The sequence below is a fragment of the Mojavia sp. genome (assembly GCF_059505145.1).
The window spans coordinates 1-12,477 of sequence record NZ_JCACKA010000148.1; the positions used below are offsets into that span (position 1 = coordinate 1).

The 12,477-nt window shown below is 38.4% G+C and carries 8 protein-coding genes; 2 read left to right on the plus strand and 6 right to left on the minus strand.

Annotation, left to right across the window (positions count from 1 at the left end):
- From AC5JL8_RS37985 to AC5JL8_RS37995, 3 genes are all read right to left on the minus strand, one after another.
- The coding region (locus tag AC5JL8_RS37985; RefSeq protein ID WP_495884845.1) for a plasmid replication protein, CyRepA1 family at positions 1–2,350 on the minus strand (2,350 nt) is incomplete at its 3' end.
- Positions 2,350–2,889: a hypothetical protein gene (locus AC5JL8_RS37990; protein WP_495884846.1), complete on the minus strand. Its 540-nt coding sequence runs from the start codon at positions 2,887–2,889 to the stop codon at positions 2,350–2,352. The genes AC5JL8_RS37985 and AC5JL8_RS37990, both read right to left, overlap by 1 nt.
- An 830-nt stretch (positions 2,890–3,719) precedes the next feature.
- On the minus strand, positions 3,720–5,207 hold the full coding sequence (locus AC5JL8_RS37995; RefSeq protein ID WP_495884847.1) for a helix-turn-helix domain-containing protein: 1,488 nt from the start codon (positions 5,205–5,207) through the stop codon (positions 3,720–3,722).
- 534 nt (positions 5,208–5,741) lie between these two features.
- Between AC5JL8_RS37995 and AC5JL8_RS38000 the strand changes: the two genes are divergently transcribed.
- Positions 5,742–7,580, plus strand: a complete 1,839-nt coding sequence (locus AC5JL8_RS38000; RefSeq protein WP_495884848.1) for a protein kinase domain-containing protein — start codon at positions 5,742–5,744, stop codon at positions 7,578–7,580.
- A 204-nt stretch (positions 7,581–7,784) separates the two neighbouring features.
- Complete coding sequence (locus tag AC5JL8_RS38005; protein ID WP_495884849.1) at positions 7,785–8,672, plus strand: tetratricopeptide repeat protein; 888 nt, start codon at positions 7,785–7,787, stop codon at positions 8,670–8,672.
- On the opposite strand, the gene AC5JL8_RS38010 is transcribed toward AC5JL8_RS38005, so the two are convergent.
- The 3 genes from AC5JL8_RS38010 to AC5JL8_RS38020 all read right to left on the minus strand — a co-directional run bounded on the left by AC5JL8_RS38010 (position 8,633) and on the right by AC5JL8_RS38020 (position 12,375).
- Positions 8,633–10,057: a CHAT domain-containing protein gene (locus tag AC5JL8_RS38010; RefSeq protein WP_495884850.1), complete on the minus strand. Its 1,425-nt coding sequence runs from the start codon at positions 10,055–10,057 to the stop codon at positions 8,633–8,635. The two genes, AC5JL8_RS38005 and AC5JL8_RS38010, sit on opposite strands and share 40 nt — an antisense overlap.
- 113 nt (positions 10,058–10,170) lie before the next feature.
- Positions 10,171–11,055: a tetratricopeptide repeat protein gene (locus AC5JL8_RS38015; protein WP_495884851.1), complete on the minus strand. Its 885-nt coding sequence runs from the start codon at positions 11,053–11,055 to the stop codon at positions 10,171–10,173.
- A gap of 180 nt (positions 11,056–11,235) precedes the next feature.
- The gene (locus AC5JL8_RS38020) at positions 11,236–12,375 is read right to left on the minus strand and encodes a hypothetical protein (protein ID WP_495884852.1); all 1,140 of its coding nucleotides are present in this window, start codon (positions 12,373–12,375) and stop codon (positions 11,236–11,238) included.
- Positions 12,376–12,477: the final 102 nt, after the last annotated feature.

Consider the following 12,477-nt stretch of genomic DNA (forward strand, 5'->3'; position numbering starts at 1 on the left):
ATCTCAGGTCAGCACGTAAGTTATTAATTGATTGATGACGAGAAGCTTGAATTTGACAGTAAGCCTCCATTGCCCAGTCCTTCTCAACCCCGCGCTTGCCTGTTTCACGGTCAATTTTGATTAAGAAAGCAGTGATTTCGTTGGTTTGGAGTAAGCGTTCCTTAATTTTGGTGGGGTTGGTTTCTTTGTAGCCGAAGGGAGGGAGGGGGGCCACCCAAACATGAATCGGCACTTTTGGACGATAACGCCACAGTTGTTGAGCGCATTCGGTGGCAGTTTGACTGACGGCATGAAACACACCAAATACTCTTTCAAAATGATATTCTGAGATGTCTACACCAGTACCTAAACTGGGACTGGTCAACAGCACATCTAGATTTTTGACAGCGTTGGTAATATCTTTGATGAAGGCCACATTCTCATCACTGCCGGAATTATCAGAATGTACAGACCAAATTCGTAAACGAGAATTGAAGTCGCAAGTCGGAGGTCGCAAGTCGGAGGTAAAGTCTCTACTTGCGACCTCCGACTTACTACTTCCGACTTCATTATCAATCCTGACACTCAAGGATTTCTCAAGTTTTTTGATGAACCGCTTCGAGTCTGAAACCACCATGACTTTTTGACCGAGCATGATTGCCGCAGAAATTTGAGCAACCAACGCCGACGAATCCATCCCCTCATACCAATAGATAGTGCGCTCTCCATTCTTCCATTCATTCTTAATAATGTATGGTTGTTCTGTTGGTGGTCGCATGGACAAGAAAAAGTCGATGGTGATATCGTCCATGTGTGCGTCAGCGATGACAACCAAAGGCGCATTGTAGACAATATGTTGTAATACAGACAGTATGATGGCACGATGTTCCTTGCAAGTATTACTGTGCAGTAAATGGGTGAGGTATTGGCAAGCCTCATCAATGAAAATGCAGCCATAAGTTAGTGCCTGGGTATTTAATTTATATAAACTGTCGATAGTGATGCTCAATGCTTGTGCTAGAGCCATACTGGTGTAACCAAGGTCAGAATACATCAAGGTTTTCAAACGCTCTGCCAAATTCTTCAGCAGATTTACCCGATGCCCGTTGTTGAGAAATTTTTGGTCAGGATGAGCATCACGCCAAGTTCGCATCAGTTCGGTTTTCCCTGTTCCCATGTCAGAGATAAGTACCACTAACCCAGTTTTCGGGAAGACAACATAGTTGGGTTGTTTATTCTGTCTCAATTTTTTGAGCTTGTACCTGATTTTTCCGCAATGACCTGGGGGGATTTGTTCTGGTTGCTCTGGCTGATCTAGCAGAGGAAAAAGTTTAAGAGGTGGTTCTTGTGGTGTCAGCACCGGGGCTTCATCTTTAACCCTAACTGCATCAGTGAGATATTTTGTATCAACAATTGCATCTGGTTTATACTTTCTCAATCCCCGGTGCTTGATGAGGAACGATTGCTGGTAATCCTTCAATGAGTGAGAATCATTAATAACAGCTGTTAACAACGCCGACCCATCCTCACCCCGTGCAACCACAAAATCATCTACACCTTTTTCGGGGCCTGGCAGTAATGCAACTTCACACTTTCCACCCGCAGCAACAATAGCTCTACCTGTGCGAACAGTTGCTTGAAACACTGACCACCGGGTATTGGCTCTGGTTTCGTAGTCGAATAATATAATGAACTTGCGTCCCCTTTGAGCCATTGGTACTAAGTCAGGATGCAACCGTTCATCAAAATCTTGTTTCCCAACGCGCCCGTTCCAAATTCCCGGCAGCGCGATCGCCACAAATCCAAGAGAGAGCAAGCAAGCGGCTTTCTTCTCACCCTCGCATAATATTATTGGAATTTCTGGATGAGCAATTACCCATTCCCAAAACAGGCGTGGATTAAGTTGATCCAGCAAGCGCAGCGCTAAAAGTGAATGATAACGCTTAATGTTGTACCGTCGTGCAACTAAATCCCAAACTGGGTTAGCAACATCAAAATATGTAACACGGTTGGCGGTTTTGGGGGGCGACTCGTACTTAACGGGTTTACCTTTGTCCCAATCAATGCGGGGAAAGTTTGGTTTGATTCGTCCCCACTCCATTGGCTGCCAATTTTTGAAGGGGTCAAGCGACCCAATCCACGTCCCTCCCACCAAGAGATGCTGATACATTTTGATGTATGCATCCGTTACTCGACCTGCATTTTTGCGAGGAATTTTATCGGAGATAAACAGGTAATCGTAAACTGATTCTCCCTCTATGTGGAAAAAGTTGCGCTCGATCAAGGCAGGATGAATGGCACTACCCACCGCTAGCTCATGATACTCGGCTGCGGTGAGATTGTTTGGATATTCAGTTGGGGTTTGGCTCATCAGCTTCTACCCCCAACGTTGTTTGCATAAGCTTTTGAAGTCATAGTTCCTGCGGCACAGGAGTTGGGGTGGGCTATGGATAAATTCGCCTGTGAGTTCTGTCCATAGCACTTTTGCACAAACAGGATGTGGGTACTAAACATCTCCCGTGTTTCTGAGACTGTGCCAAACACAAAATCTTCAACAGGAGAAATCAACAGCAATACTTCAGCAACAGGGTCTAAATCTTGTAGGGTGTTCGTCAGCTGATTGTGTTTAATCAATATCTGTTTGTAATCATTTGTGTTATACGCAATGAGCGCAACTGCTTCATCCGTTACGTGCGTACTGTTGGGGTGATGCCAGAACCAGCCTACTTTTGGCAATACTGTTGTCCTTGCTAAGACATTTTTAAAGCGCGTTTCAACAAATGAACTAATTAGTATTTCCTTCCATGCCCCAGATGCAGAACAATTCGGGCTGTGTCCGTGCGGTGCAGTTACTACACCTGACAGCCTCACCCTACCAGTATGGAGTACTGGGCGATCGTTATTTTTCATGGTATTTTCCCCTGATTACTTGGTGACTAGCAAGTTTCAGAGGGGGCTGATTCCAATTCGCAATTATCTCTACGCCTGTAGCAAAATCCTACAGGGTAAGCAGGGTACAAGACCCTAAATTGATTAATTATCTTATTACCTCCGCAATTGCGAGTTGCGAATTGGTCTTGATGACGCTGCTTTACAAAAATTTACTTAATAGAAATATAAATTTTTAGTGAAAATGCCAAAAAAGGTCAGCAAGAACTGGCCTTACGTATACCTTTACCGTTATAATGGCATAAGTAAAGCAGCGTGGGTATCTTTGACAAGTTAGTGGAACAAGTCGCCAAACTCCTACCACTTTATTCGTCACACCGAGATCAACCCCGCTCTAGGAATATTCTGTTTTTCAACTTCAGGCAAAGCGTCACTTCTTAGTGCGTTTTGCCTACATTTTTATGTGTTGCTCGTTTTCCTCCATTATTGGTTTTATACATTGACAAGCTAGATCTTACAGAACTTTGCGTCTTTTCGCATCTAGTTAAGATTTTGATTGCTTAGTTGTTTTACCTCCGTTTTAATGAATCTTTGTATATTCTGCCCTATGAATTTAGGGCGTTTCTCAAGTAACCTAAGAGCATAGCTGTGTAAATTTTGCCTTAGGTTTGCACTTGAAAACTTGTATATTGGGTTCTTCTAATATGAACCCATGCTCCTTTGGCTGACCGAGTTGAAGAGCAATTGGCGGTATCTGTTGGGGATACTTACTTATAGCGTTATAGCGTAGGTCAGCTTCTTATAGATTTTGAATACTGCTTTTGAGAAGCGTTGCATTGTATTTACCTGTATCAAGATGCAAATTTTAAAGTTGAAGTATCCGCAACGTGTACTAAGCCTAATGGATCTGTTGTAATGTATTTTTTGATTACAGGTTGCAAAGTGAAAGTGATTGCTTTAGTATCAGCATTTTTGTTACTTTCTATAAGGGACATACTTTCTAGTTGTTCCAATGCTCTAATTACTTCTAAAGTTGAGCCAGATACATTGTTTTTAAACTTGGGGTCACTTAATAACTGTGTAAACTGGACAGACTGAGAAGTTAAAGCTATTCTTTCTGCTAAATATATTAGTATCTGTCTTTGAAGGTCACTCAATAATTGTCCAAACATCTCGTTGAGCATTGCTTCAAATCTACTACTAATAAGTGTAGTTTTATGTTCAAAAAAAGTTTCTGAATCTCCACCAAAAAAATGATTAATTCGATTAATTACTGCTTTCATCTCTCCTGGGTTGGCCCGATATGTTTCAACTAAATCAGAAATTTTTTCCTTATCATGTAAACCTTGAGTATTTAAAAAATTTATTGCAGCATCTGTATCTAAACCTTCGAGCTTTAAACAATCAATAGGCTTTTCAGTAATTAACATATTTTCAATATCGCCAGTCAAAAATCTACTGGTTAAAAGTAGGCACCCTTGATCTAGCTCTTCTATAAATCTACGAAAAAACAGGCTATACTCTAACCTTTGCTCTAAGCCAATGGCTTTAAATAATGAGTCATATTCATCTAAAACTAATAAACAACGGCGTGATTGCAATTGCTTGATGAGCATTGTAATCATAGCTTGTGTATATTTAGGTAAATCGCTGTCAGATAATTTAGAAGGTTGTAATATTTCTAATAAATCTAAAACAAAGTCTTGAAATAATGGTGCATGAGAAACCGATTTCCAAATTAAGCAATCAAATTGAGGTTCTGATTCTAAACTAAACTCTGCCAATAGTTTAGCTGCTAAAGTGCTTTTACCAATTCCTGCTACTCCTAATAATAAGACGCAGCGTTGTTTAAAGACTATTTCTTTCAAGGAAGCTAATTCTTTTGTCCGCCCATAAAAACTAGAAAAATCGGGGAGATTACGACCTTTAATTTGTCCTTTATTGATACTGTTTGCTACATATTGGAGGTAATGTTCTTGAACAACCTGCTCCAGACATTCTCGCAACCTTTTTTTAGTTACTCTTTCACCATTTCCCAGTACATCTGAGAGTGTATCCCATAATCTAGCACCAACTACTCGTTGCAAGTAATTAAGCTTATAAATCGAGTCACTGGCTATTTCTCCATAATCTTTATCATGCCAAGCTCCACGCATCACATCGATTTCAGGCTTATTTAGGTGTTTACCTGTTTTTGCAAACACCATCTCGTTGACTACAGATAAAGCTTCCTCAAAAGTTACATTTCCTGAATCTTGTGCATCTTTATGCTTTTGTCCACGGCGCGTCAGGACAATAGAGTTTGGTAAATTTACTTTTTGGCTGATGTTGGAATCCATAGCTGAACTCATCTTGTAATACTTCTTATACCTGCTTTGGTATTCACAGACTAGAGATTCAGTTCGTATAATTACCTAATGTTATATCAAATATTACTATATTTTGGAAAATAAATCTATTTTTAGCATAAAGTAACAAACTAAACACTTTAAGTAATAAAGCTGTTTAGAGTATCATATAGTTGCAGGTTTGACAAACAACAATTTTCCATAAAGGGGACTTTTCCGCCGACTTCATCAACCCCTCCAATTATGGAGTAATTTCTAGATTCACACCTATTGGCAAATGCCATAGGTATGAATAACCTACACGGCTAGGGAATTTTTAATCAAAAATTGAAACCCTTGTGGTAAAAGGATTTGAACTTTATTTAGATATATTTTTAAGGTAAACTTGTTGTAAAAGTAATAAATTAAATATTACTTTTACTCAAAAAAAACTTCATCAGTATTTAAGTATAAAGATTATCTTAGGTAGTCTGAAACAAGAAGCTCTAAGGCTCAACTATAGTTATTAACACAATTTTAAAGAATGTGAGTTACTGTATCAACCCGCTGTGTGTCCACCGTCAGAATCCGGACGATATTGAAAATTGTCTTTCTTGTGGTACATCTTTAGTTATCAATGGGAGAATTCATTTAATTAAGCCTATAAAAGCATTAACCGATAATCCTTATGATTATTTTGAGGTTTTTGAAGTTGATGATCGGCAACAGCGACGAGTAATGAAAGTTTTAAAATGGAACTCACCTAAATTGCGTAGTTTCATTGAGCAAGAGTTTATGAGTTTACGGCTGATTCAACATCCAAATATTCCTCACGTTGAATCAGATGATTTTTTTACGTTTACTCCTAATAATAGTCCGTTAGAACTAAGATGTTTGGTTATGGATAAAATCGACGGAGAAAACTTAGATGAATGTATAAAAAATAATGGAAAAATTTCACAAAGCCTAGCCTTAAACTGGCTCAGACAGTTAGTTGATATTTTAGATTTAGTACATCATACAGAGTTTTTTCATAGAGATATAAAACCTTCTAATATCATACTTCAACCAAATGGTCAGTTAGCACTTGTAGATTTTGGTGCAGTCAGGCGGTTAACTAATACTTATATGGCAAAAATTAGTGCAAGTGGTGGCACTAGTACAAGAGTAGGAAACTATGAAATCACATCTATTGTTACACCTCGCTATTCACCGATAGAACAAATTGAAGGGCAAGCAGTACCACAGTCTGACTTTTTTGCTTTAGGTCGAACTTTTGTATATTTATTAACTGCGATCCAATTAAATAAGTTACCTAAAGATGAAAAAACGGGAAAGTTAATTTGGAGGAATAAAGCACCTCAAATTGATAAACCCTTTGCAGATTTTATTGATGAGTTAATGGCTCCCCTACCTGGGCAGCGCCCACAGACTACACGGGTAATTCTGCAAAGATTAGAACGTATACCACTGCAATCAAAGATTAACCGAGTGGTTAAATCAAAGGCATTTGGAATTGGTGTAATTATTGTAGGGGTGTTAAGTATTTTTGGATTATATTGGGTATCGCATCCAGCGATAGCAGAGTATCTGCTAAACGAAGGAAGAAAAGCTCAAAAAGAAAATCGTTTTTATGAAGCTCGAAATAAATTTAACCAAGCAATAAATATTAAACCTGATATAGCAAAATTAGTATCTGACTTTTATGTAGAACAGGGATTTCGGCGTGATGTTTCTCCTGAACAGGCTAGAAAATATTATGAATTAGCTATTAAATATAATACAGAAAATGATACTGCATATAATAATTTAGCTTTAGTATGTCAACAATTGCAAGATATAAGGTGTGTTAATAACAGTTATGCGGCTGTCTTCAAGCTTAAACCTAATAAATGGGAATCACATTATGGTTTAGGAAATTTCTATGATGATTTAGGTAAATATAATTTAGCAGAAAAACAATATAAATTAGCTATAGAAAGTAGTGAGTTAGCTCTAGATGCTGTCAGTAATTTAGCAAGAATCAAAAATCTTCAAGGTGAATATACTGTTGCTATTTTGACGGCAGAACAAGGATTACAAAAAGCTAAAGACCCTGAACTAAAGGCAGCTTTGTATAAAACTATAGGATGGGCTAAATTAGAGCAAAAGAGGTACAGCGAGTCCAAAATATATTTAGAAAAAGCGAAAGAACTAGATACTCAAAGAATAGATGCTTATTGTTTACTAGCACAAGCTCAGGAAGCATTGGGTCAAATTAATGATGCTAGAATCTCTTGGGAGGTTTGCTTAATTGCTGAATCCAGCTTGCCAGAAGTTCAACGTTGGCGATTGCAAATCTTAAAAAGATTATTAGGAGATGTTGTGCCAAAATCATCGCCTTAAGGCTTTTGTTAACAGCCAATTTCTTGTATTGTAAAAATTACGAATATTGACATAAAATTTATAATGCAGATTTTCTCCAAATTTACAATATACAAACTATTAAGTGTACAATTTATAGCTGTTACATCAATCTTACTTTGTTTAAATACTAGCAGTACAAGAGGTCAGTCCCTACAGGTAGGTAAACGTTGGTGTAGCGAACCGATGGGTCGAAATTTACAATCTGGGAACCTGTTGTGCAAGGGAGATCGAATTTACCCAAACCAGAATGCTAGAGTTGAGATTCTTTGCTATTCAAATAAAAAGCGTTTCAAAATCCAGCAAAGTAGTTTTTTAAAAATTGAAGACTTATGTACTCCGCTACAACCATCTTCAGCACGGCGATGTACACCATTAACTTTAAATAATTGCCCCACTCGCAAAGGCCCAAATGGAAATGAGAATGCACCAAAGATAATCCAGCCCTATGGAAAAATTTTAATCAATAACCGACCTTTAATTTCGTGGTCTGCTGTAACTGGGGCTACTAGTTATACGGTATTAGTTAAAGGCCCTGGTGTAGATTGGCAAACTGAAGTCAAAGATACTACATTGTCATATCCAAGTGATCGAAAAGAATTACAGTATGGCAACGCCTTCACAATCACTGTTATTGTTAACAGCGGTAATTCTCCTATCAGTGCAGATTCTTCGGTAGTTCATTTATTATCTGAAAGCAAAATCAAGCAAATTAATCAAGTAGTACAGCAAATTAATTCTTTAGGTTTGGCTCCAGATGAAATTTTTGTTGATTTAAATGCGATTTATATGTCTGAAGGCTTGTTAAATGAAACAATCGAAACTTTAAAGGAGCGAGCAAGAGCAAAAAGTCAGAATCCGTCTGTTTATAGAATATTAGGCGATCGCTATATAGAGGCATGGTTGCCAGAAGAAGCAAAACGTGTATATACAAAAGCAGTTGGGCTAGCAAGAGTAGAGCGTAACTCAGAGGAATTGGCGATCGCTCAAGAACGTTTAAGAATATTGGAATCTCAGTTGAGATTATTGGAAACTCAAAGCCAGCTACCAACTAGAACAAATCCCGCCCAATAGTAAGGGTGTTGGTATTGTGGATTTGACAGCAGGTGTAATTGTGCTTCTCTGAGTGCTTGTGCTTTGGTGAGCTTACTGTTTAAACCTTTGTAGAATTCTCCAACGAGCATAGCTGTAGAGTCAGCATCTACTTGCCAGAGACTAGCTACAATAGTTCGTGCTCCTGCTTGTGCTGCGACTCCAGCGATTCCCAAGGTAGAGCGTTTGTTTCCTTTAGCTGTTTGGCAGGCACTGAGAACTAATAGCTCAATCGGATCTTGATTTTGTTGAGCTTTTAACCAACCATCAAATTCTCGAACATTAATTGGTCTATCCCAAGCTAAAAGGACTGTTCGTTTTGGATCACTGCTAAACTGACCATGTGTTGTAACGTGAACTATGGGGAAATTAGCTGTTTTTAACTCTTGTTGAAATTTTTCACTAGTAAAACTTTCGTTGAGCAACTTTGCTGAACCCTTAGTTTGTTGTCTGACATCTAGTGCCTCTTGTTCTGCTTGTGGTAAAGGTTTTAAACCTTGAGGAGCATTAGGAGCATTGAAACTAGGGCTAGGTTTAGAAAGCCCAGCAATTAAGGCTTTTAGCTGTTCTTTGCCTAAAGCTTTAGGTGGTCTAATGCGCGAACCTACTGTTGTCGCAATACTATAATTTTTTGACAAGTAATTTTCGCCATCATGTAGTAAACCCATAGGAATACTTTGAAAAGTCTTGTCAAGAGTGAAAACTAGGGTTCCAGATGATGGTAGATATTTTTTGATAGGTGCGATGAGGTGATTATAAATCGTTTGGGAATAAGAAAGGACTACAGATTCTTGGGTATCAGCAAATTTCTGATCTTGTAAAGTTTGTAAAAAATTTTCAACAGAATTTTGAATTAAATCTGCATTAACAGAGTGACGATGCAGTGATTGGTTAGGAGATTGTACAAGTATTTCTATATAATTATCTAAATTAATGATATGAATTACTGTTGTAATATGATTTTTGGGAACCTTATTTAATGTGATAAAGTTAAGTCTACCGCACTGAAGGAAGTTTTCTAACTCTGCTATTTGAAGTTGTTCATAAACTTGAATGACTCGTTTGAGATTGGGGTTAGGGCTTGCTAGAAGTAATCGTAGATAATTTCGATATACAGGCTCTACTCGCTCATAAAAAGAAAACTGCAAGTCAGCATTAGTTGACAAGAGATTATTACGAACTTGAGTGAGATTTTCAAGGGCTTTAGCGTAAGCATCAAGGGCTTTATCGTATTTGAGTTGTTTTTGGTATAAATCTCCTAATTGTTGTTGCCATTGATATGCTATATCCCAACTTTGAACTGATTGAGCTATGCTTAAGGCTTTCAGAAAATATGTTTCAGTTTGCTGACTTTGTAATTTGCCCAAAGTACCAAGACTATAGGATTGTAATCGTTCGTTATTTATGATTTCAGCCTTTCGTAAAACTGATTGGGCATACTCAGTAGCTACTGAATGAAAATTTTGACTTGGAATTTGACTTAGACTATTAGCGAAGTTGAGTTTGGCGTAAAGGGATTGACTAATTGGTAGTTGGGAAATGCAGAAGAATTTTCGATGATTAGCTTGATGGAAGGTTGTATCTGTTCATGAATTTTAGAAATAAGTTCGGCTAGCTGTTTATAATCTAATTTTGATTCTGCTTTTAACCATTCTTCAAAATCTAATAGCAAATTCAAACGTTCTAACTGAGATTGTAGTTTTACTCCTTGAGACACAGTAGAAATATTCTCTACCTGTTGATAGATCTCAAGTGACTTTAACGCTTTTTGTTGAATCAAACCGAATATCTCTTTTTTAAATAGAGGTTCTTCTATATAAATATATTGATCTCGAAGCTGCTTGTAGATAGACTTTTTGGTATTTCCTAATGAAATCAAAACCGTACCACGTTCTGAAATAGATGCTTTTTGAGCAAGGAATAAAGTTTTTTCTAAAATTATTTCTGATTCAGAAAGTTTACCTAAACGCCGTAAGACATTTCCTAAATTATGCAATCCTAGTAAGTTGACTGATAAAGGAACTTGTTTATTAATGGCTGCAAGTAACAATTGTGCTGTAGATTCACTAAATTGCTGAGATGATGTATCGCAAATCCAATCATTTATTGTATTTAAATTCAAAGCTTCTATAAGTGTATTACAAGCACGAGTTTGTAAGCCTAAAGCTTGTAGAGCTAGGCTTTGGTTGATTAAACTTCCAACAATACCATCATAATGTTTGAGTTGACGATAAATTTTAGTAGCTTCTTTCCAGGTTGCAAGGGCTTCTTCCGCCTCACCTAAATTCAATTGTTCATTACCCTTTTGAGTTAATGATTGGGCTTGATTTTGTTTTTGTAATTCTCCATTTACTTCTTGAGCCAAGTTATTTTGTGGTTGGCTTACAGCAAGAGACAATCCAATAACACCTATGAACAAATACTTGAACAAATGTCGAAGTTTAATCATATTTAGCTCTGTTTCATCAGCCTTAGAACAATTAACGAAGTCTCTACGTTGCAGCGAACGAAAATTAAGGTTTCACCCCAGAGTGGCGGAAGAGGGCTAGAGCGCAATTTCTGTCCCTGATACTTGCGTTGCCGAGGACTTGCAAGAGTGAGCAGATGGAGAGGTACTAATAATAACGGTATTAGGTTCTGCTGTTAAGATAATTGTTCCATCAGCAGTTTTCCTCCAGCCTTGCGCCTCTACAATTTTTACAGTTTCTTGGAGTGCTGTTGATTTTGTTTCTTCTAAACGATTTTTAAGCGGAATTAGAATAGAATTGTCGTGCCAAGCAAGGTTAGTATCTGGAATGTCGTCAGGGTTAGGTGGCAGTCCGTTTGTACCAGTAATCACAAATCTATTATTACTAACAGTTGAGTTTGAGCGTCCTTGACAGACAGAAGTTATTTTGGGAGTTACTAAAATTGCCTCAGTCTGTGGTTTAGTAATTTTTGGTTGGTTTTCTGAAAGATTGATTTGAACTATACCATTAACTCCTCTTTCAGAATTTGCTGTAACTTGGCTATCGGGGGAAAGAAAAAAGCCTCTAGTGTTGATTTGGATGTTCCCACCGCGTCCCTCAAAGGCATTGGCAGTAATGCTGCTGTTTTCTAAGGCAGCTAGAATGTCTGTATTGATGGTGATGTTGCCGCCGTCGCCATCACCCCCAGTAGTTGCGGTAATGACACTGTTACGTAATCGCAAGTCACTAGAGTGCAAGAAAATGTCGCCTCCTTCGCCCTCTGTGCCGCTGACTGTGCCAGCTGTGATTGTACCTATGTCTAGATTGATAATGTCTGCGTTAATTCGGAGAGTTCCGGCATTTCCTTGTCCTGGTTGAAAGTTGAGATTTTTTTGAATTTTTTCACCACCAATATTTACTCTTCCACCATCAGTGACAGTTAATCGTCCTGTTTCGATTGTCAGATTTCCGGCTTTTCCAGTTCCTCCAGTTCGAGCTGATATTCTGCTAGGAGAATTACCAGTGAGTGACTTTCCGATTACTTGTACTCCTTCGGAAGCAGTGATAGATACGTTACCTCCCGAACCCTGCCCAAATGTGCCTGATGATATCACTCCTCCAGAGCGCAGACTTAACCGCACAGTTTCAATCTTGATGTTACCGCCAGCTCCGGTAGATCCTCGTTGGGCCAAACTTGTTATGGAACTGCCTGCATTCGCCGTTGGCTTCCGCAGCACTTCCACTGAATCATGAGCTAAGACCTCTATGGAACCAGCATTTCCGAGGGTGAACGAAAAAAGGTGTGGGGAATAAAAAACAGGTTAGCGTAGATAGTACGC